The following is a 20,597-nucleotide window of genomic DNA, read 5'->3' as shown; positions in this document are numbered from 1 at the left end:
CTCACCCTTTGCGATGCGACGAAGCTTTTCGTTCAAACTGGTAGGAAGCGGCGGCGAGCACGTACTGGCTTGCCGTTTCCGTGCGCAAAATGCGTGGGCCAAGGGACACTGGCAAAAATCCTTTGTTCTCCGCCTGGGCCACTTCCTCGGGGGAAAAGCCCCCTTCCGGGCCAATCAGGACGAGCAGGGAGTCGCCTGCTGCCATCTGCTCCAGCACTTCATGGATTGTCGTACTGCCTTCCTTTTCATAGGCGATGGCGACATGCGTATAGGCTTCACCTGCCGCAAGTGCCTCGCGAAACGAAACAGGTGCGAGCAGCTCAGGCAAAACAGCCCTGTGCGACTGCTCGGCCGCCTCCTTGACGATTTTGCGCCAGCGCTCCAGCTTTTTCGCTTCTTTTTTGGCGTCCAGCTTGACAATGGTCCGCTCGGAAGAAAACGGAAAAAAGGAGTACGCCCCAAGTTCCGTCCCCTTTTGCAAGATCCACTCCATCTTCTCGCCTTTTGGCATTCCTTGACCAATGGTGACGCGGATCGGCAGCTCACGCTCTTCCTGGAGCATTTCAATCACTTCTGCCTGGACTTCCTTGGCAGAAAAGCTGACGAGCCTGGCTCGCGCCGTTCTGCCCGCTCCGTCCGAAACGAGGATTTCGTCCCCGATCCGCGCCCGCATCACGTTTACGATATGGTGAACATCGTCTCCGATAATCGTTAGCTCATGCTCATGAAAGAGATGTGGCTCGACAAAATATCGTTGCATCTCGCCAACCTCACTATTCTATCGTTTTTTTGCAACAATTGCTACCCAGTCGTCGATGAAAATGGTTTCCACGACTTCAAGCCCGGAAGCAATCAAAGCGGCTTTGACGTCCGCTTCCCGCGCCTCGATAATGCCGGACGCGATAAACGTGCCGCCTGGCTTCAGCAAGCGGAATACATCGTCTGTGAAGCGCAGAATGACTTCCGCCAAAATGTTGGCGACGATGACCTCCACCTGCTCCTCGATGCCATCCAGCAGGTTGTTCTGTCTGACGGTGATTTGCTCGTGCACGCCGTTCAGCTCGGTGTTGGCCTGAGCGGAGCGCACCGCCACCTCGTCCAAATCCATCGCAAGCACGTCTTTGGCACCGAGCTTGACTGCGGCAATGCTCAAAATCGCTGTTCCGGTTCCCACGTCGTACACGCGATCGCATTTTGCCAAATACTTTTCCAGCGCGCGCAAGCAGAGAATGGTTGTCGGATGCGTGCCTGTACCAAAAGCCATCCCCGGGTCCATCTCGATGATGATTTCTTCCGGATGCCGCGGCTCATACTCTTCCCAGACAGGCTTGATCGTCATCCGGTCGGAGACGTGCACAGGCTTGTAATACTTTTTCCAGGCGTGGGCCCATTCGTCTTCATGGACATCGTTTACCGCGATGGTCGCCTTGCCGATGTCCAGGCCGTAGTCGGTCAACTGGGCCAGTTGCTCTTTCAATTCTTCCACGACATCAATCAGCTCACTGCTGTCGACAGGCAAATACGCCTTGACGAATACGCCCTCGTCCGGAAAATCGTCAGGAGAGAGCTGGTAGATTTCGCCAAAAGGGGTATCCCACTCGCGATAGAGCACCTCCGGGTCTTCGATGACGACACCGTTGGCCCCCATTTCATAGAAAAGACTGGACACCGCCTCTGTAGCCTCCGCTGTTGTATGGATACTGATTTCTGACCATTTCACGAATCTACCACTCCCCACTTTTGCTACCTGATGGACTTATTCACTACAAGCGGACAAAACCGCGACCGATTACTCGCCGCGGAATGCCCGTTTCATTTTTTCAAAAAAGCTTTCATCTTCTCCGCCATGCTGCCCCGGCTTCTCTCCGGACAACTCGGCCAACTCGCGCAAAAGCTCCTTTTGCCTGTCGCTCAGCTTCGTCGGCGTGATGACGCGCACTTTGACGTGCTGATCGCCACGGCCGTTGCCGCGCAGATGCGGCACCCCTTTTCCACGCAAGCGGAAGAAGGTTTCGGTCTGGGTTCCCGCGGGGATTTTCAGCTTCACGCGGCCATCCACGGTCGGAACCTCAATCTCATCGCCGAGCGCTGCCTGTGCAAAAGTGAGCGGCACTTCGCAGTAAATATCGTTGCCTTCGCGCTCGAAAAACTCGTGGCTTTTCACGCGCAGCACGACATACAAATCGCCCGGAGGTCCTCCGTTGACACCCGGTTCCCCTTCGCCAGCGACGCGCAGTTGTGCTCCGTCATCGACACCTGCCGGTATGTTGAGATGAATTTTGCGACGCACCTTGACGCGTCCGCTGCCTCGGCATGTGGAGCATTTTTCCTTGTAAACCTTCCCTTTGCCTTCGCATGTGGAGCATACACGGCGGTTGACGATGCGGCCAAACGGCGTGTTGGCTGCCACTTCCTGCTGTCCGGTTCCGTGACAAGTTTTGCAAGTCTGGACGCCTGTGCCCGGTTTCGCCCCGGAGCCAAGACACGTATCGCATTCCGCTTCTTTCGGAATTTCCACGTCGGTTTCTTTCCCGAATACCGCGTCGATAAAGTCGATGCTCAGGCCAAACTGCAAATCGGCCCCTTTGCGCGGCGCGTTCGGGTTCGCGCGTCTGCCGCCGCCACCGAAGAACATGTCAAAAATGTCTCCGAAGCCACCCATGCCCGAAGTGTCAAACCCACCGCCGCCAAAGCCCTGATTCGGGTCCTGATGGCCGAACCGATCGTATTGTGCGCGTTTTTGCGGTTCAGACAGGACATCGTATGCTTCCTTGACTTCCTTGAACTTTTCTTCCGCATCAGCCGCTTTATTTACATCCGGATGGTACTGGCGCGCAAGTTTTCGGTACGCCTTCTTGATTTCCTCGGCGTCCGCGTCCCTGGACACTCCCAGAACCTCGTAGTAATCGCGTTTCATCTCCTAGATCACTCCCATGATAGTCAACTGTTATCATAGCATGTGACAGACCCGAAAAAAAGTCAAAGTCAGCTTTTGCGTGACTTTGACTTCCATGGGGTCACATTGCGGAGAGCGAGGGGAGAGTCGCTCTCCCCTCACACTTCCTTCGTGATTACTATTTCTCGTCTACCACTTCATAGTCAGCATCAACGACATTGTCCTTCTTCGGTTCTTGACCTTCTGCTGCGCCCCCTGCATTTTGCTGCGCCTGTGCAGCCTGCTGATAGAGCTTCACGGTGATTTGTTGGATGATCTCGGACAGTTCGTCTTTTGCAGCTTTAATTTCGTCAATGTTGCCGCCTTCCAACGCTTTTTTCACTTTGTCTTTGGCAGCGTTCGCACGGTCAATCTCCGCCTGTTCTACCTTGCCTTCCACGTCTTTGAGTGTCTTCTCGGTAGTGAATACGAGCTGGTCAGCTTCGTTGCGGATTTCCACTTGCTCTTTGCGCTTTTTGTCCTCTTCCGCATTCAGTTCGGCTTCTTTTACCATGCGTTCGATTTCTTCATCCGACAAACCGGAGTTGGACGTAATGGTGATGCGTTGCTCTTTGCCTGTGCCCAGGTCTTTTGCACGCACGTTCACGATCCCGTTTGCGTCAATATCGAAGGAAACTTCGATTTGCGGAACACCGCGTGGCGCTGGCGGGATGTCAGACAGCGTGAAGCGGCCCAGCGATTTGTTGTCGGCAGCCATTTGGCGCTCGCCCTGGAGAACGTGGATTTCTACAGAAGTCTGGTTGTCAGCAGCAGTAGAGAACACTTGGGATTTGCTGGTTGGGATGGTCGTGTTGCGATCGATCAGCTTGGTGAATACGCCACCCAATGTTTCAATACCCAGGGACAGCGGAGTTACGTCGAGCAGGACGACGTCTTTCACGTCACCAGTCAGTACCCCTGCTTGCACGGCAGCACCCAGCGCTACCACTTCATCCGGGTTCACGCCTTTGTGCGGTTCTTTGCCGATGAACTTCTTGATCGCTTCCTGTACGGCCGGAATACGTGTAGAACCGCCGACGAGGATTACGCGGTCGATTTCGCTTGGCGTCAAGCCTGCGTCTTTCAGCGCCTGACGGGTTGGACCCATGGTGCGCTCTACGAGTTCAGCGGACAGCTCTTCGAATTTGGCGCGAGTCAGGTTCATCTCCAGGTGTTTTGGACCTGTCGCATCTGCTGTAATAAATGGCAGCGAGATGGTCGTGGTCAGCACGCCAGAGAGGTCTTTTTTCGCTTTTTCCGCCGCGTCTTTCAAACGTTGCTGAGCCATGCGGTCTTTGGACAGGTCAATGCCGTGCTCTTTTTTGAACTCGTTCACGAGGTAATTGATAATCACATTGTCGAAGTCGTCCCCACCCAGCTGGTTGTCGCCGGAGGTCGCTTTTACTTCGAAGAAACCGTCGGACAGTTCCAGAATGGAAACGTCAAACGTACCGCCGCCAAGGTCGAATACGAGAACGGTTTGGTCTTCGGTCTTTTCCATACCGTATGCAAGAGCTGCTGCGGTTGGTTCGTTCACGATACGCAGCACTTCCAGACCGGCGATTTTACCGGCGTCTTTGGTCGCCTGGCGTTGGGAGTCGTTGAAGTAGGCAGGTACAGTGATAACCGCCTGCGTTACAGGTTGGCCCAGGTAAGCTTCCGCGTCTGCTTTCAGCTTTTGCAGAATCATCGCCGAGATTTGCTCTGGGGTGTACTGTTTGCCTTCCAACGTTTCTTTGTGGGTCGTTCCCATGTGGCGTTTGATGGAAATAACCGTGTTGTCAGGGTTGGTGATCGCCTGGCGTTTTGCCGCTTCCCCTACGATGCGCTCGCCGTTTTTGAAAGCGACCACAGAAGGAGTGGTGCGGTTTCCTTCAGCGTTGGCGATAACGACCGGCTCGCCGCCTTCCATTACCGCTACGCAAGAGTTAGTAGTTCCAAGGTCAATACCAATTACGCGACTCATACAATATATCCTCCTAACACTTTCTCATCGAATGAATAGATGAAATCAAGCTTATTCGTTCACTTGAACCATCGACGGACGAACGACGCGGTCTTTGAACATGTATCCTTTTTGCAGTTCGGCCACTACGACGCCCGATTCATATTCAGGGTTCTGGGTCTGCATGACAGCCTGATGGATGTGCGGGTCGAACGGTTTCCCTTGTGCCTCGATGGCGCTCAAGCCTTCTTTTTCAAACACTTGCACCATCTGGCGGTATACCATGTTGACTCCTTCCAGAAGCGATTCTACCGTCATGGATTCCTTGTCGGCAGCCAGTGCGCGCTCGAAGTTGTCGAGAACCGGCAGCAACTCTTCCACGATTTTCAGGGAAGCGTACTTGGCCAGGTCCTCCTGCTCCTTGCGCACGCGACGTCTCAAGTTTTCCATGTCAGCCATGGCGCGCAGCATGCGGTTTTGATGCTCCTCCGCCTGTGCCTTCCACTGGGCTGCTTCCTGCTCCCAGTTCACTTCGGCCGTCTGTTGCTCTCCGGCTGTCTCATTGGCTTGCTCCTCTGCGACAGACGGATCTTGGGTCATTTTTTCCTCGCTCAACGTCGATACCTCCTGGGGGCTCTTTCCTGATTTGAAAAATCAGCGAGCCATGCTCCATTTATTTCTCAAACTGCGAAGTCAGCATGCGCGATAAGCCTTCTGCCAAATAATTGAGTACGGAAATGACTTTGCCATATTCCATTCGCGTCGGGCCAAGTATGCCAACCATGCCTACGGGCTTGCCTCCAAGCGAGTAGGAGGTGGTGATGATACTGCATTGCTTGATCGCGTCCAGCTGGTTTTCCTGACCGATGCGCACCTTGAGTCCCTCTCCCGGCATTCCGATCAAGTGCAATAACTGATCCTGTTGCTCCAAAAGCTCCAGAATGTCCTTAACCTTGTCTACATCGCGGAATTCCGGCTGGTTCATGATTTTGGTCGCACCGCGTAAGTATACGCGTTCCTCTTCCGGCTTCAGCGACTTGTCGAGAATCATCAGCATTTCCTCGTACTGCTCCGCATTGCGGCGCATCTCGCCCGATATTTCCTGATAGACGCGCTGCTTCAACTGCCACAGCGGCACATCGGTCAGTTTGGCATTCAACAGGTTGACGAGGCGCTCGATTTCGCTTGGGCCAATGCCTTCGGGAAGATCGATCAGCTTGTTCTCCACGCGTCCGGTATGCGTAACGACAATCGCTACCGCCTGTGTCTCGTTCAGAGGAACGATTTGAATATGTTTTAACCGATGCTCAAAAATCTCCGGTCCCAGGACAATCGCCGTGTAATTGGTCAACTGGGAAAGAATTTGAGCGGTGTACTCTACCACCTTTTCGGAGTGGAGAATACGCTCGGCAAACAACTGTTTCAGCTTGCCCAATTCGGCCTCGCTCAAGTGCTGTGGCTGAATCAGATTGTCGACGTAAAAACGGTACCCTTTTGTCGAAGGAACTCGTCCTGCCGACGTGTGAGGCTGCTCCAAGTACCCAAGCTCTTCCAAATCGGACATCTCGTTGCGAATGGTCGCCGAAGAAAAGCCGATGTCCTCCCGTTTGGAAATCGTCCGGGAACCGACCGGTTCGGCAGAATGAATGTAATTATCGACAATCGCGTTCAAAATCAATTGTTGGCGGTCAGATAACATGGATGTCGCTCGCCTCCCCGATGAGCATTCAATCATATGGTGGTCGCTCCGCTGTTCGGAACGTTTGTTAGCACTCATACGTAACGAGTGCTAAATCTATTTACTAAGGTATCAATAGTAGAAGGATTTGTCAACGGACTTGGACGAGATACGCAGTCAAATTCTCACATTTTTCGCCAACAGCGTCCCGATTTTAGCGCAGAAAACGCGCAAATACTTCATTTCCGAGCGGAAGTCCCTTTTGGGTCAGTCTCAGACAGCCGTCCCGCTCTTCCAGCATGCCTTTGGCAATCTCTTCTTCTATTATCGTCCCAAAAACCTCGTGCGCCGATACGCCAAAACGCGAAGCAAACTGGGCCAGATCGACTCCTTCCCGCAAGCGCAGCCCCAAAATCATCTGTTCCTCCATCGCATCTTCCTTCGGCACCGCAAACTGCTCGACGCGCGGCAAGCCTTCCTTGCATTTTTGCATGTAGAGCATGAGCGGTCCGGCGTTGACATGTCTTTGCCCGCACACGTAGCCGTGGGCGCCCGCCCCCAAACCATAGTATTCACGATTGAGCCAATACGTTTTATTATGTTTGCTCTCGTAGCCCGGTTTTGCAAAATTGCTGATTTCGTACTGCGGGTAGCCGTGACGCTCCATCTCCTCGATCAACACCAGGTACATCTCCAGCTCGGTTTCTTCCGACGGGAGCGGGAGCTGGTCTTTTTGATAGAGCGTATGGAACAGCGTATTTTCCTCAACCTTGAGGCTGTAGGCGGAAAAGTGCGTCGTTCCCAGCGCGAATGCCTTGTCCAACGTCTCGCGAAAAATCTCCAGCGTCTGGTCCGGCAGGCCGAACATCAAATCGATGCTCACGTTCGCAAACCCGACTTGCTTCGCGTTCTCGATGCTGCGGTACACGTCGTCGCGGTCGTGAATCCGTCCCAACCGCTTCAACAGGGCATTGTCAAACGACTGCACGCCAAAGCTGAGCCGATTGACGCCCAGTTCGCGCATGATCCGCAGCTTTTCCACATCGGTCGTCCCCGGATTGGCCTCCATCGTAAATTCGATGTCCTCCGTCCAATAGGGGCCAAGGTGACGCTGGACGGTCTGCAAAAATTTTCGCATTTGGGCGTGGTCGAGAAAAGTAGGCGTACCGCCGCCGACGAAAATCGTCTTGACCTCCTGGACTGGCTGCTCGCCAAACGTCAGCTCCATCTCCTTGTCCAAGGCGTCCAGGTAGTCCCAGACCAACTGCGGATTGTTTGTCACAAACGAGTTGAAATCGCAGTAGTAGCATTTATTTGTACAAAAGGGAATGTGGATGTATACCGATTGCGGCATCATGACTCTTCCCCTCCTTCGTGTTTGAATACAGGTGAAAAACCCGTTCGCGCACAGACTGCGCCGCGCTTTTCAACGAACGGAAAAGACCTGACACAAGGTCAGGCCTATTTCTTATCATCCATGCGCAATACAGCCATAAACGCCTCTTGCGGCACCTCGACGGAACCGACGGCTTTCATGCGCTTCTTTCCTTCTTTTTGCTTTTCGAGCAGTTTGCGTTTCCGCGAAATGTCCCCGCCGTAGCACTTGGCAAGAACGTTTTTGCGCAGCGCGCTGATCGTTTCGCGGGCCACGACCTTGTGCCCGATGGCCGCCTGAATCGGCACCTCGAACTGCTGGCGCGGAATCAGCTCTTTCAGCTTTTCGCAAATCACTTTTCCGCGAGCGTAAGCCGTATCCTTGTGTACGATAAACGACAGGGCATCGACCATCTCGCCGTTTAGGAGAATATCCATCTTCACCAGCTTGGACGGCTTGTAGCCTGCCAGCTCGTAGTCAAAAGAGGCGTATCCGCGCGTACCCGACTTCAGCAGGTCGAAGAAGTCGTAGACGATCTCGGAGAGCGGCATGTCGTATTTGAGCTGCACGCGGTTTTCGCCCATGTACTGCATGTCGAGGAAGTCCCCGCGCTTGCCCTGGCAAAGCTGCATGACGTCGCCGACGTACTCTTTTGGCACCATGATCGTGGACAGCACGTACGGCTCCTCGATCATTTCGATTTTTTGCGCTTCCGGCATCTTCGACGGGTTGTCGATCTCGATCACTTCGCCATTCGTCCGGGTAATGCGGTAAATTACGCTCGGCGCAGTCGTAATCAGGTTGATGTTGAACTCGCGCTCGATGCGCTCCTGGATAATCTCCATGTGCAAAAGTCCCAGGAAGCCGCAACGGAAGCCAAAGCCGAGCGCTTGCGACGTCTCCGGTTCGAATTGCAGCGACGCGTCGTTGAGTTGCAGCTTTTCCAGTGCTTCGCGCAGGTCGTTGTACTCGCTTGTCTCGATTGGGTACAAGCCGCAGAATACCATCGGGTTGATCTTGCGGTAGCCCGGCAGCGGCTCGGCAGCAGGTCGGGCCGCATCGGTGATCGTATCCCCGACGCGCGTGTCGCCTACTGTCTTGATTGAGGCGGCCACGTATCCTACATCACCGACAGTCAGTTCCTCCACCTGCGTCTGGCGCGGCGTCGAAGTACCGATCTCCGTCACCTCGAACGACTTGCCTGTCGCCATCATTTTGATCTTCATGCCTTTTCTGAGCGTACCGTTGATGACGCGAATCGAAGCGATAACCCCTCTGTACGGGTCAAAATACGAGTCGAAAATCAGGGCCTGCAACGGCGCGTCCGGATCTCCCTCTGGAGCCGGCACTTTTTGCACGACTGCTTCCAGCACCTCTTTGATCCCGATACCTGCTTTAGCAGAAGTCAGCACCGCTTCGCTGGCATCCAGACCGATGACGTCCTCTACCTCTTGCTTCACGCGCTCAGGCTCTGCGCTCGGCAGGTCGATCTTGTTGACAACCGGAATGATCTCCAGGTTGTTGTCCAGCGCCAAATAGACGTTGGCAAGCGTCTGAGCCTCGATTCCCTGGGCAGCGTCTACAACGAGAATCGCCCCTTCACAGGCAGCCAGGCTGCGGGATACCTCGTACGTAAAGTCTACGTGTCCAGGCGTGTCGATCAAGTGGAGAATGTAATCCTCTCCGTCATCTGCTTTATAGTTCAAACGCACGGCATTCAGCTTGATGGTAATCCCGCGCTCTTTTTCCAGCTCCATCGTATCCAGAAACTGGGCTTCCATCTCACGTGCAGTCAATGCTCCGGTCAGCTCCAAAATGCGGTCTGCCAGCGTCGACTTTCCATGGTCAATGTGGGCGATGATGGAAAAATTTCGAATCCTTTTCTGTCTTTCACGGCGATCCATGTGTTGTTCGTTCCCTCCCACGCGAATCCATCGAAACATACAGATTGCGCTCGAAAAAAATACACTAACGGTAATTATAACAAACGCCTGATAGAAAGAGCAACCAAAGAGAATGCGGCGTTTGTTGACGCCGTTCATCTTGCCTTGACCTTTTGCCGCGATTGTTGGCTGCTGACTGTTTCCGAAAAGAAATAAACGTGTTTTTTCCCCGTGCCCGGATGCGTGACCACCTCTGTTTCTACCCCGAAAACGTCGCGAATCAACCCCGGTTCAAGCACTTCCTCCGGCGTGCCGGAAGCAACCAGCTTCCCGCCGCTTATGACGTACAGCCGATCACAGTACATGGCGGCCATATTCAGATCATGCAGCGAAGAAAACACGGTAATCCCGAGCGTCTTGACCAGATCCATCACTTGCAACTGATACCGGACGTCCAGATGGTTGGTCGGTTCATCCAGCACGAGAAACTCGGCTTGTTGGGCCAAGGCTCTCGCAATCAGCACGCGCTTTTTTTCCCCGCCAGACAAGGAAAAATAGCTGCGTGAGGCGTATTCCTGCATGCCGACGCGCTCCAATGCCTCTTCACCGATGCGGCTGTCAGCGGCGGTATCGGATTGAAACAGCTTCTTATGGGGAGAGCGCCCCATCATGACGATTTCCATGACGGTAAAGTCAAACTCGATTGACGATTCCTGCCGCACGACCGCCATACGCTGCGCATTTTGCCGGGCGGAAAGCTCGTAGACGTCAGCCCCGTCCAAAGAAATGAATCCGCTGTGCGGCTTCAGCGCCCGATAAATGCTTTTGAGCAGGGTGGACTTCCCGCTGCCATTCGGCCCGATCAGCCCGACAAATTCACCGGAGCGGACCGTCAGGCTAACGTCGCGCAAAATCGTTTTTTTCTCCAGCGCAACCGAAATGTTTTCCACATGCAGATTCATCGACCGCTACCTCCGAAAGAATAGGAGCTGCGCAGCATCAGCCAAATAAAGAACGGGCCGCCGCACAGCGCCGTAATAATCCCGATTGGCAACTCTTCCGGCGCAAACGCAAGCCGGGCAATCACGTCTGCCCAGATCAGGAAAATGGCCCCGAGCAAGGCGCTGACAGGCAGGACACGCCGATGGTCCGAACCGACGATGACGCGAACGATATGCGGCATCATCAAGCCGACAAAGCCAATCGACCCGCTGATGGACACAATGACGCCGGTAAGCAGGGCGGTAATGACCAATAGCTGCTTGCGAAATTGCACCGTGTTGACGCCCAGCGTTCCCGCCGCTTCTTCGCCCATCAAAAGCGCATTGAGCGAACGGTATTGCGCCAACAGGACAATCAGGCAGATCACGACGATCAGCGACGGAATGGTCAAATACTCCCATTTCCCTCCAGCCAGGCTGCCGCTCATCCAGAACAGAACGGAGCGGATGCCGTGCTCATTGGGCGCGGAAAAAATAATCAGGCTGGTGATGGCAGACAAAATGGCGGAAATCGCGATGCCTGCCATGAGCAGACGCACCGTGGAGTTTTGTCCGCCGATGCGGGACAAGGTAAAAACAAGCAGAATCGAGACAAGCGATCCTGTGAAAGCACCGAAGGAAAGCGCGTATTGTCCGTACATGCTGAATGCTCCGAACAAAATGACCAGCGTCGCTCCTGTGGATGCGCCCGAGGAAACTCCCAATATGTACGGATCTGCCAAAGAGTTGCGAACCAGCGACTGGATCGCCACCCCCACGACAGACAGACCAGCCCCGACGACAGCCCCCAGCAGGACGCGAGGAAAGCGAATCTCCCAGATAATCGTCTGTTCTCCTTTTGACCAATCCGCTCCGATCCATTGATCGACCAGCGGAAGATGCGATAAGGCAATTTTCCAAACGGTCGCTGGCTGGATTTCCACCGAGCCGAGTGTCACTGCAAGCGTAATCGAGACGACTAGCCCGATCAGCAGCGCAACAATAAGGAAGGGCATCTTGATCTTGTGCAGGGCCGTTCCCTCCTTCTCTTTGCAAACTTTTTTATTTGAATCGATCCGGGTAAAGCCCTTCGGCGAGAATTTTCAGCGCGACAGGTGCGCGTACCCCTTCAGACGCTGCGGACAATGGCAGCACGATCAGGCGCTTGTTTTGGATCGCTGGCACGTCAGCCAGTTCCTTTTTGGTCAGCAGGAATTGTTGTTTCTGCTCTACTGTCTTGTCGCCGTAGTCTACAACCACGATCACGTCAGGCTTGCGGTTGACCACTTCTTCCCAGCTTACGGTAGCCCAGCCTTTTGATATGTCGTCGAACACGTTTTTGCCGCCTGCCGTTTTTATAAGGGAAGTCATGTAGTTGTTGGCAGCGGTAAACGGCTGGTCTTCTCCGCTGTCGTACACGAACACGTTCAGCGGCTTGTCCACCGTACCGATTTTGCTTGTGGTTTGCTCCATTTCCGCTTTCATTTTGCCAATCAGTTCGTTCGCCCTGTCTTCTACGCGGAAAATGCGGCCGATGTTTTGAATATCTGTGAAAACATCGTCAATCGTCGGGCCCGGCTTGTTCGAAGACTCTTGCAGGTACGATTTGATCCCCGCCTTTTCCAAATCCTCCATCGTCCCTACCCCTTTGTCGCCAAAGGCGCTTTTCCAGCCTGCGTACACGAAGTCAGGGTTTGCGGCCAAGAGCACTTCTTTGGTCGGATACTTGTCGGACAGGACTGGCACTTTGTCATAGTCGGCCTTCCACTCAGGCAAAATTTGATCGTCCAGGTACGCGGTTCCGACCATTTTGTCAGCCAGTCCCAGCGCGAGCATCACTTCGGTTACGTGCTGGTTCAGCGTCACCGCGCGTTTTGGCGCTTCCGGGTACGTCATCTCGATCCCGTTGGTTACAATCGTTACAGGTTTGTTGTCAAAAGCAGGCTGGGCCGTATGCTCAGGCGTTGCGGCTTGCTTTGCGCCAGTGGATTCGGTCGCAGCAGGTGCCGCAGAGCTGCACGCGGACAAAAGCAGCATGATCGCTGCCAGCGCTGCCATCCGGAAACCGTGGAACCCTTTTTTTCTTAAGCGAATTGTACTCATCTCCATAACCCCTCTTCTTTTGTTTTGTCATAGAAAAAAGCACCCCCCTTTTTTTCCAATCGGGAGGTGCTTGACATAACGTGACATGACGATAGATACGGTGTTGCCAATGGCGCCGTTTCCTCGTCTGCTTCCACATCTGTCCCATCCTCGTGGGGCCGATTGCACATCATCTCATGGCAGGTCTCCTGGCTTACGAATCATCATCCCCAGCGCCTTCCCATTTTTCGTCGCGCGAAAAACAGTGGCTCTTTGCTGGACACTCCTCGTTACAGTGGCGGGACCGCGCCGGATTTTCACCGGACTTCCCTATTAAGCTGGCGGAACCAAACGATTCCGCGCAGCACCATCAGACGTCTATTCAATTGTACGTTTTTAGCTTTATCCGATCACCGTCAGTTTTTTCGGAAACTTGCTCAACACTTCCACGCCTGTTACGGTTACGAGCACATCGTCCTCGATGCGCACGCCGCCTGCTCCCGGCACATACACCCCTGGTTCAATGGTGAACACCATGCCTGGGCGCAGCGTTTCCTGGTTTTGCCCATGTACGGACGGATATTCGTGCACATCCATGCCAAGACCGTGGCCCAGACGGTGGATGAAGTAGTCGCCGTAGCCTTTTGCGGCAATGACGTCGCGAGCCGTTTTGTCGAGATGGGCAAATGTCACGCCTGGACGAACCTCGGCAATCGCTGCCTCGTTTGCGGCCAGCACCGTTTCGTAAATATCGCGCAACTGCTCGCTGATCTGCCCGACGGCAAAGGTACGGGTAATGTCGGAAACGTAGCCGTCTGCCGCTACCCCGATGTCAAACAGGAGCAAATCGCCTTCCTGCACCTTGCGCGAACCAGGCGTTCCGTGCGGCAGTGCCGATTTTTCCCCTGCCAAAACCATCGTGGAAAAAGACGGGCCGTCTGCTCCCAGCCGCTTCATCTGGTATTCCAGTTCCGCGACGATTTCCATTTCGGTCTGGCCGATTTTGAATGTCTTCAACGTCTCGCTGAGTGTATCTTCAATCAGTTGCACAGCCTTTTTCAAGCGAGTTACTTCATCTGCCGATTTAATCAGGCGCATCTCGCGGAGCGGCTCTTCCACATCCACGTAGCTTTCTGCACAGACGACTTGCCCCAGCGCTTCGTAACGTTCTACAGTCATGTGGCTTTTTTCAATGCCCAGCTTTTTCAGGTTCGCTGGCAGCACTTGCTTGAGAAGCTCGTACGGATTTTGGACATCCGTATGAGTGTGAATCGTCTGAACGGTTGAAGCCGCTGCTGCCGCTTCGCGGTCGAGGGCGGGAACGATCAGGGATGGCTCGCCCTTAGCCGGAATCACCAGCCCCATAAAACGTTCGTGTGGATCGGTAAAAAAGCCGGTCAAATAGTAAACATGCTTCGGAGAGGTGATGACTACCGCGTCGAGCTCTTGCTTGGTCAAAAAATCGTGCAGTTTCGAAATGCGCTCCAAGTACACCTGCGCCACCTTCGCTTTCGACAAGATTCTATCCTAGAGAATACCATTTCCCTGCCCAAAAAAGAAGGGCGGACTGGAAGTTTCTCTCTGAACCCGGAAGCCCTCACGGCTGGGTTAAACAAAAAAAGAAGCGAAAAGGACTGGTTGTGTCCCTTCACGCCCCTTTTGCTGCGCACTAGTTTTTCATCCGCGGGTCAAGCGCATCCCGCAATCCGTCCCCGATCAGGTTGAAGCCGAGTACCGTCAGCATGATCGACAGTCCAGGGAAAATGACCGTCCACGGTGCCTTCTGGATGTACTGGCGGGAATCGGAGAGCATTTTCCCCCACTCCGGCTCCGGCGGTTGGGCACCGAGCCCCAAAAAGCCAAGCGCGGCCGCTTCAATAATTGCTGTCGCAATCCCCATCGTCCCGGTCACGATGATCGGCGCCAGACTGTTCGGCAAAATGTGCTGCATCAAAATGCGCGAGTCCTTCATGCCGATTGCGCGCGCCGCCATGACGAACTCCTCTTCCTTGAGACTTAACACACGCGAGCGCACCAGACGCCCAAAGTTCGGGATGTTGATGATCGCGATCGCCAGCAGCGCATTTTGCAAGGATGGCCCCAGAATGGCGACAATGGCAATCGCGAGCAGAATGCTTGGAAACGCCAGCATGATGTCAAAAACGCGCGAGATGATCGTATCAACCCATCTGCCGTAAAAGCCTGCCAACAGACCCAAAATCGTGCCTGCCACGACGGAGCCGATGACCGAGAAGGTCCCGACCCAGAGCGAAATGCGCGCACCGTAGACGACGCGGCTAAACACATCCCGCCCGTTGTAATCTGTGCCAAACCAATGCTCCTCGGACGGCGGCTTGTTTTTCATGACCAGTTCACCCTGGTCATACGGGTACGGAGCAATTACGGGAGCCAGCACCGCAACCGTCACGAAAAACAGAATGATCGCCAATCCTGCCATGGCGAGCTTGTTTTTTCGCAAAGCTCTCCAAGCTTCCCGCCAAGGAGAGACAACTTCTTCCTCTTTTGCTCTCAGGGATACCGTCTGTACTTGTGTCTCTGCCATGTCTCTTCATCCCTCCCCTAGCGGTATTTGATGCGCGGATCGATATAGGCATACAGAAGGTCGACCAGGAGATTAATAAAGACAAAAATCGTAGCGATTACCAAAATGCCGGACTGGATCACCGGATAGTCCCGGTTGCCGATCGCGGTATAAATATAGCGGCCAATACCCGGCCAGCCAAAAATGGTTTCGGTCAGCACCGCCCCGCCCAAAAGCAAGCCCGTTTGCAGACCGATCACCGTCAGCACTGGGATCATCGCGTTTTTCAGCGCGTGCTTGTACACGACCCAAAACTGCGCCAGGCCCTTTGCCCGTGCTGTCCGCACATAGTCGGCGCGCATTACTTCCAGCATGCTCGAACGGGTAATCCGGGCGATAATCGCCATCGGAATTGTCCCCAAAGCCACACTAGGCAGGATCAAATGCTTGATAACCTCCCACAGTTGATCCCACTGTCCAGCCAAAATCGTGTCCAGTATATAGAACTGCGTAATGGCCTCTACAGGATTACGCGAATTGTCGCGACCAACGGATGGCAGCCATTTCAGTTCTTGCGCAAAGAACCATTGCTCCATCAAACCAAGCCAAAAAATTGGCATCGAAACACCGATCAAGGCGATCAACATCGCACAGTAGTCAAACCAGGAGTTTTGCTTCCACGCAGACAGGATTCCTGCGTTTACCCCGATCATGACAGCGAAAACCATGCTGAAAATGGTCAGCTCTGTCGTAGCCGCCAAATACGGGCCGATTTCTTGCGTGATGCTCGCACCGGAATGCAGGGAAACCCCCAAATCTCCGCTGAGAATCTGTTTCAAATAGTCAAAATATTGAATGTACCACGGATTGTTCAGACCTAATACTTCCCGTAAATCTTCAATCGCTTTCGGACTTGCTTTCTCTCCCAATATGGTCAGAGCCGGATCACCTGGGATGGCACGAATGATGGAAAATACGACGATGGACATGCCCAGTAGAACGGGGATGAGCATAAGAATTCTTCGGATGCTGTAGGATAGCAATGCCATCTCCTCGCTTTCCTTACCAAAAAAATAATGACTGCGTGCAAAAAGAGCGGGTAAGAAGAGGGTTTCTCCTCTTACCCTGCTTGCTCATCGGATCAATTTTTACTTGAGATCAACCTTTTCCAGGCTCTCGGAGCCTTTTGGATGCGGCTTGTAGTTGATGACGTTGGCTTTGGCAGCCAGCGCTGGTGTAGAGTGAGCGAGCGGCACCATCGGCACGTCCTTGAAGATGATTTCCTGAACTTGCAGGTACAGCTTTTCACGCTCTTCCTGGGTAGTTGCAGACTGGGCAGCCATCAGCAGCTTGTGGGCTTCCTCATTTGCCCAACGTGTGCGGTTGTTGCCACCAATGTTGTTTTTATCCAGCAAGGTCGCCAGGAAGTTGTCCGGGTCTCCGTTGTCGCCCGTCCAGCCCAGCATGAACATTTCCTGTTCGCCTGCTTTTGTTTTGTCCAGATACGTCGCCCATTCCATGGTGACGATTTCCGCTTCTACGCCAATCTTTTTCAGGTCCTGCTGGATAGCCTCGGCAATTTTCACGCCATCCGGCATGTACGGACGAGCAACCGGCATCGCCCAGAACTTGATTTTGAAGCCGTTCGGATAGCCTGCTTCTGCCAGAAGCTGTTTCGCCTTGTCAATGTTGAACTCGCGGTCTTTGATGTTGTCGTTGTGCCCCCAGATGGACGGCGGCAACGGGTTCACAGCGGGTTCACCGAGTCCGGCGAAGAACGCTTCGATGATTGCAGGCTTGTTGATCGCATAGGCGATCGCTTCACGAACTTTCGGATTGTCCAGCGGCTTTTTCTCTACGTTAAAGCCGACAAAGCCAAGGTTCATGGATGGACGCAGGATCAGTTGCAGATCGCTGTTGTCTTTTACAGTTTGCGCGTCATCCGGGTTCAGACCGTCCATCAGGTCGATCTCGCCGGCAGTCAGCGCTGTCAAACGGGCAGTGTTTTCAGGAATGACTTTGAAAACGAGCTTGTCGAGCTTAGGAAAACCGGCGTTCCAATAGTCCGGGTTTTTCTCCAGCGTAATGGTGTCGTTGCGCTTCCACTCTACGAACTTGAACGGTCCTGTTCCGACCGGATTTTCGTTGAACTTCTCAGGGCCCATCTCCTGTACCGCTTTTGGCGATGCAATCGCGAAGCAGGACATGCCCAGGTTTTGAATGAATGGAGCGAGCGGGCGGTTCAGCGTGAACTTCACCGTCAGCTCGTCTACCGCTTCTACAGACTTGATGACATGGGTTTCGTCGCCTTTGTAGCCGCCGAACATGTCGTTGTAGTATTCGAAGCCTTCCTTGTTATGCTGCGGATGGTTTTTGTCGCTCCAGCGCTCGAAGTTCCACTTTACCGCTTCGGCATTGAAATCGGTGCCGTCGTGGAACTTCACTCCGCTGCGCAGATGGAACGTGTACGTCAGACCATCTGGCGAGATTTCCCATTTCTCTGCAAGGGAAGGAACTACCTCTGTGCTTTCTTCCGCATAGCCTACCAATGTATCGAATACGTTTTCCGTCACCTTGAACGATTCGCCATCGGTTTGCGCAATCGGGTCGAGACCCACGCTATCGCCACCGCGGCCGACAATCAGTTGTTTCGGTCCTGCGTTTGCAGGCTCAGTTGCCTGAGTCTCTGTGTTTTGCTGTTCTGCCGGCGCTTGTGTCGTCTGCGAACCGCTGCATCCGGCAAGCAACATGGCCAGTGCCAACAGGCTGGTCATGGCAGCAGAGAGAACTCTCTTCTTCATGAAAACATCCCCCTCTTTTAAATTGACAGCATGTTACCTGAATAGATGGTCGTTCGAGTCGTTCCTGCCTCGCATCCCCCCTTTAAAAAGGCTTCCTTTTCATCAGGCGGACAGCCCAAGTGCAGCTTACGGTTTGTACAGATGGCAAGCCACAAAGTGCCCGTCGCCCACGTCCTGAAAAGCGGGACGAACAGCTCGGCATTCTTCTGTCGCATGCGGACAGCGCGTATGGAACGTACAGCCGCTGGGAGGATTCGCCGGACTCGGTACATCTCCTTGCAAGATAACCCGCTCCCGCACAGCGTCGGGGTCCGGAGTCGGCACGGCAGAGAGCAAGGCTTTTGTATACGGATGGAGCGGGTTCGAGTAAAGCTGCGTGCTCGTGGTCAATTCCACGATCCGGCCCAGATACATCACGCCCACCCGATCACTGATATGCCGCACGACACTCAGGTCATGGGCGATGAACAAGTACGTCAGGCCCAAATCGCGCTGCAAATCTTGCATAAGATTGAGCACCTGTGACTGAATGGACACGTCGAGCGCAGATACAGGCTCATCGGCCACGATCAGCTTCGGATTGAGCATGAGCGCCCGGGCGATCCCGATCCGTTGGCGCTGTCCGCCGCTGAACTGGTGCGGGTAACGCCTGGCGTGATAGCTGCTAAGCCCCACGACCTCCAGCATTTCCTGCACTTTTCGTTTGCGTTCGGCACTCGTGCCGATACCATGGACGATGAGTGGCTCTTCCAGAATCTTCTCAATATTGTGACGAGGATTCAGAGAAGCGAACGGATCTTGGAAAACAATTTGCATATGGCGACGCATTTTGCGCATTTCGTCTGCGGAAAGCGCCGTCACATTCACTCCGTCAAACAGGACTTCACCCGCCGTCGGTTCGATCAGCCTCAAGAGCGAGCGCCCTGTCGTCGACTTTCCACAGCCGCTCTCTCCGACCAGTCCCAGTGTTTCCCCGCGTTTTACCGTAAACGAAACATCATCAACAGCCTTCACTACACCAACTTCTCCGCCCAAGATGCCACCTGTGATGGGATAATACTTTTTCAGGTTTTTTACGACGAGTAGTTCTTCTGTCAACGGGCATGCTCCTCTCGGGTTATTCACTCAGCCAGCAGCGGGACAAGTGATTTTCTCCAACTGCTTTCAACTGTGGCATTTCGCTGCGGCAAAGATCCGTCGCCTGATCGCACCTTGGTGCAAAGCGGCATCCGACCTTGAGCGAGCCAGGAATCGGCACATTCCCCGGGATGGAGTAGAGCCTCTCCCGCGGCCCCTCCAGCTTGGGCAAAGAATTGAGCAAGCCCTTCGTATACGGATGCTTGGGCTTTTTCAAGATCGTGCGGACATCTCCCTCTTCGACGACATTGCCCGCGTACATGACCACGACGCGATGGCACATCTCCGCGACCACTCCCAGATCGTGCGTGATGAGCAAAATCGCCGTCTGCGCCTCCTGGTTGAGCTGCCGCATCAGGTCGAGGATTTGCGCCTGAATGGTCACATCGAGCGCCGTTGTAGGCTCGTCCGCTATCAACAGCTCCGGATTACAAGCCATCGCCATTGCAATCATGACGCGCTGCCGCATTCCGCCGGAAAGCTGGTGCGGGTATTCGTCCACAATCGCTTCCGCCCGCGGAATCCCTACTTTTTTCAGCATGTCGATTGCGCGAGCTCGCGCTTCTTTTTTGCTAACCTTCATATGTAATCGAATCGCTTCGCCGATCTGATTCCCTATCGTAAATACAGGGTTCAGGGATGTCATCGGCTCTTGGAAAATCATCGCGATTTCATTTCCGCGTATGTCCCTCATCCGCTTTTCATCGGCTGTTACGAGGTCTTCCCCTTTGAACTTGATTGTTCCTCCGACGATTTTTCCGGGAGGGTTGGGCACCAGCTTCATGACTGACAGGGAAGTAACGCTTTTCCCGCAGCCTGACTCACCTACGATGCCGACTACTTCTCCCTTGTTCACCGTAATCGTCACGCCATCAACGGCAGGGATTTGGCCGCGGTCCGTGAAAAAGTGCGTCTGCAGGTTCTCGATTTGAAGGACAGGATGTGACACGTGGCTCACCTCTCTTACCGACATCATTCCGTTTTTCAGTAGAAAAAGATCTATCAGTAGACATTATGCCATCAATACATTTTTTTGGCAACAAAATAAATTCTTACTATTGTATTTTTGCTGACTATACGGAATATTCCTTCTTCACTACTCCATTTCTTGTAAAAAGTTTTGACCTGCAGCACAAAGCGCAGTCGCCTTCTGCGTCACACAGGTTCGCGCCTATCGTATCAGGCCAGCCTGCCACGCAAAAAAGACCCGCTGGAACGGGCCTTTGGTCACTGAGGCTT

General features: G+C 53.8%; 17 protein-coding genes and 1 riboswitch. All 17 genes read right to left on the bottom strand.

The window, feature by feature from the left end; translation table 11 throughout:
• Nucleotide 1: 1 nt before the first annotated feature.
• Nucleotides 2-760, bottom strand: coding sequence for a 16S rRNA (uracil(1498)-N(3))-methyltransferase (locus tag AAFJ72_RS08235; RefSeq protein ID WP_432776722.1), 759 nt, complete (start codon nucleotides 758-760; stop codon nucleotides 2-4).
• Nucleotides 761-778: 18 nt separating this feature from the next.
• Nucleotides 779-1,720 carry a 50S ribosomal protein L11 methyltransferase gene (gene prmA, locus AAFJ72_RS08230; protein WP_432776721.1) on the bottom strand — a complete coding sequence of 314 codons (942 nt, stop codon included), beginning with the start codon at nucleotides 1,718-1,720 and terminating at the stop codon, nucleotides 779-781.
• A gap of 69 nt (nucleotides 1,721-1,789) precedes the next feature.
• Nucleotides 1,790-2,917 (bottom strand): molecular chaperone DnaJ, encoded by a 1,128-nt coding sequence (gene dnaJ, locus AAFJ72_RS08225; RefSeq protein WP_122904614.1) that lies wholly within the window; start codon nucleotides 2,915-2,917, stop codon nucleotides 1,790-1,792.
• A gap of 157 nt (nucleotides 2,918-3,074) precedes the next feature.
• The gene (gene dnaK, locus AAFJ72_RS08220; RefSeq protein ID WP_432776720.1) at nucleotides 3,075-4,901 is read right to left on the bottom strand and encodes a molecular chaperone DnaK; all 1,827 of its coding nucleotides are present in this window, start codon (nucleotides 4,899-4,901) and stop codon (nucleotides 3,075-3,077) included.
• Nucleotides 4,902-4,952: 51 nt separating this feature from the next.
• Nucleotides 4,953-5,495, bottom strand: a complete 543-nt coding sequence (gene grpE, locus AAFJ72_RS08215; protein WP_122904616.1) for a nucleotide exchange factor GrpE — start codon at nucleotides 5,493-5,495, stop codon at nucleotides 4,953-4,955.
• 58 nt (nucleotides 5,496-5,553) lie between these two features.
• The gene (hrcA, locus tag AAFJ72_RS08210) at nucleotides 5,554-6,579 is read right to left on the bottom strand and encodes a heat-inducible transcriptional repressor HrcA (protein ID WP_122904617.1); all 1,026 of its coding nucleotides are present in this window, start codon (nucleotides 6,577-6,579) and stop codon (nucleotides 5,554-5,556) included.
• Between the two features lie 193 nt (nucleotides 6,580-6,772).
• Entirely contained in the window at nucleotides 6,773-7,915 is a 1,143-nt protein-coding gene (gene hemW, locus AAFJ72_RS08205) for a radical SAM family heme chaperone HemW (protein WP_432776719.1), read from the bottom strand.
• 104 nt (nucleotides 7,916-8,019) lie between these two features.
• Nucleotides 8,020-9,837 carry a translation elongation factor 4 gene (lepA, locus tag AAFJ72_RS08200; RefSeq protein WP_432776718.1) on the bottom strand — a complete coding sequence of 606 codons (1,818 nt, stop codon included), beginning with the start codon at nucleotides 9,835-9,837 and terminating at the stop codon, nucleotides 8,020-8,022.
• Between the two features lie 134 nt (nucleotides 9,838-9,971).
• Nucleotides 9,972-10,778 (bottom strand): heme ABC transporter ATP-binding protein, encoded by an 807-nt coding sequence (locus AAFJ72_RS08195; protein ID WP_432776717.1) that lies wholly within the window; start codon nucleotides 10,776-10,778, stop codon nucleotides 9,972-9,974.
• On the bottom strand, nucleotides 10,775-11,812 hold the full coding sequence (locus tag AAFJ72_RS08190) for a FecCD family ABC transporter permease (protein WP_432776716.1): 1,038 nt from the start codon (nucleotides 11,810-11,812) through the stop codon (nucleotides 10,775-10,777). The genes AAFJ72_RS08195 and AAFJ72_RS08190 overlap by 4 nt, the downstream gene beginning before the upstream one ends.
• Before the next feature lie 46 nt (nucleotides 11,813-11,858).
• On the bottom strand, nucleotides 11,859-12,899 hold the full coding sequence (locus tag AAFJ72_RS08185; protein ID WP_432776715.1) for an ABC transporter substrate-binding protein: 1,041 nt from the start codon (nucleotides 12,897-12,899) through the stop codon (nucleotides 11,859-11,861).
• 161 nt (nucleotides 12,900-13,060) lie between these two features.
• Nucleotides 13,061-13,265, bottom strand: a riboswitch (cobalamin riboswitch).
• 15 nt (nucleotides 13,266-13,280) lie between these two features.
• Nucleotides 13,281-14,372 (bottom strand): M24 family metallopeptidase, encoded by a 1,092-nt coding sequence (locus tag AAFJ72_RS08180; RefSeq protein ID WP_432777160.1) that lies wholly within the window; start codon nucleotides 14,370-14,372, stop codon nucleotides 13,281-13,283.
• A gap of 175 nt (nucleotides 14,373-14,547) precedes the next feature.
• Entirely contained in the window at nucleotides 14,548-15,441 is an 894-nt protein-coding gene (locus AAFJ72_RS08175) for an ABC transporter permease (protein ID WP_122904623.1), read from the bottom strand.
• 17 nt (nucleotides 15,442-15,458) lie between these two features.
• On the bottom strand, nucleotides 15,459-16,469 hold the full coding sequence (locus AAFJ72_RS08170) for an ABC transporter permease (protein WP_432776714.1): 1,011 nt from the start codon (nucleotides 16,467-16,469) through the stop codon (nucleotides 15,459-15,461).
• Between the two features lie 99 nt (nucleotides 16,470-16,568).
• Entirely contained in the window at nucleotides 16,569-18,221 is a 1,653-nt protein-coding gene (locus AAFJ72_RS08165; protein ID WP_122904625.1) for an ABC transporter substrate-binding protein, read from the bottom strand.
• A 126-nt stretch (nucleotides 18,222-18,347) separates the two neighbouring features.
• A complete protein-coding gene (locus AAFJ72_RS08160) occupies nucleotides 18,348-19,319 on the bottom strand; it encodes an ABC transporter ATP-binding protein (RefSeq protein ID WP_122904626.1) in 972 nt (323 codons plus the stop codon).
• Between the two features lie 19 nt (nucleotides 19,320-19,338).
• Nucleotides 19,339-20,307 (bottom strand): ABC transporter ATP-binding protein, encoded by a 969-nt coding sequence (locus AAFJ72_RS08155; protein WP_432776713.1) that lies wholly within the window; start codon nucleotides 20,305-20,307, stop codon nucleotides 19,339-19,341.
• Nucleotides 20,308-20,597 lie beyond the last annotated feature (290 nt).

It is taken from the genome of Brevibacillus gelatini (assembly GCF_050920745.1).
GTDB lineage: Bacteria > Bacillota > Bacilli > Brevibacillales > Brevibacillaceae > Brevibacillus > Brevibacillus gelatini.
This window is presented reverse-complemented; position numbering and strand designations above follow the sequence as displayed.

What these genes read in the sequence shown, in the direction of transcription:
- AAFJ72_RS08185 (WP_432776715.1), bottom strand. Translation starts at nt 12,899, where the DNA reads ATGAGTACAATTCGCTTAAGAAAAAAAGGGTTCCACGGTTTCCGGATG.
- AAFJ72_RS08165 (WP_122904625.1), bottom strand. Translation starts at nt 18,221, where the DNA reads ATGAAGAAGAGAGTTCTCTCTGCTGCCATGACCAGCCTGTTGGCACTG.
- hrcA (WP_122904617.1), bottom strand. Translation starts at nt 6,579, where the DNA reads ATGTTATCTGACCGCCAACAATTGATTTTGAACGCGATTGTCGATAAT.
- dnaJ (WP_122904614.1), bottom strand. Translation starts at nt 2,917, where the DNA reads ATGAAACGCGATTACTACGAGGTTCTGGGAGTGTCCAGGGACGCGGAC.
- AAFJ72_RS08235 (WP_432776722.1), bottom strand. Translation starts at nt 760, where the DNA reads ATGCAACGATATTTTGTCGAGCCACATCTCTTTCATGAGCATGAGCTA.
- AAFJ72_RS08190 (WP_432776716.1), bottom strand. Translation starts at nt 11,812, where the DNA reads ATGCCCTTCCTTATTGTTGCGCTGCTGATCGGGCTAGTCGTCTCGATT.
- dnaK (WP_432776720.1), bottom strand. Translation starts at nt 4,901, where the DNA reads ATGAGTCGCGTAATTGGTATTGACCTTGGAACTACTAACTCTTGCGTA.
- hemW (WP_432776719.1), bottom strand. Translation starts at nt 7,915, where the DNA reads ATGATGCCGCAATCGGTATACATCCACATTCCCTTTTGTACAAATAAA.
- AAFJ72_RS08195 (WP_432776717.1), bottom strand. Translation starts at nt 10,778, where the DNA reads ATGAATCTGCATGTGGAAAACATTTCGGTTGCGCTGGAGAAAAAAACG.
- lepA (WP_432776718.1), bottom strand. Translation starts at nt 9,837, where the DNA reads ATGGATCGCCGTGAAAGACAGAAAAGGATTCGAAATTTTTCCATCATC.
- AAFJ72_RS08175 (WP_122904623.1), bottom strand. Translation starts at nt 15,441, where the DNA reads ATGGCAGAGACACAAGTACAGACGGTATCCCTGAGAGCAAAAGAGGAA.
- AAFJ72_RS08170 (WP_432776714.1), bottom strand. Translation starts at nt 16,469, where the DNA reads ATGGCATTGCTATCCTACAGCATCCGAAGAATTCTTATGCTCATCCCC.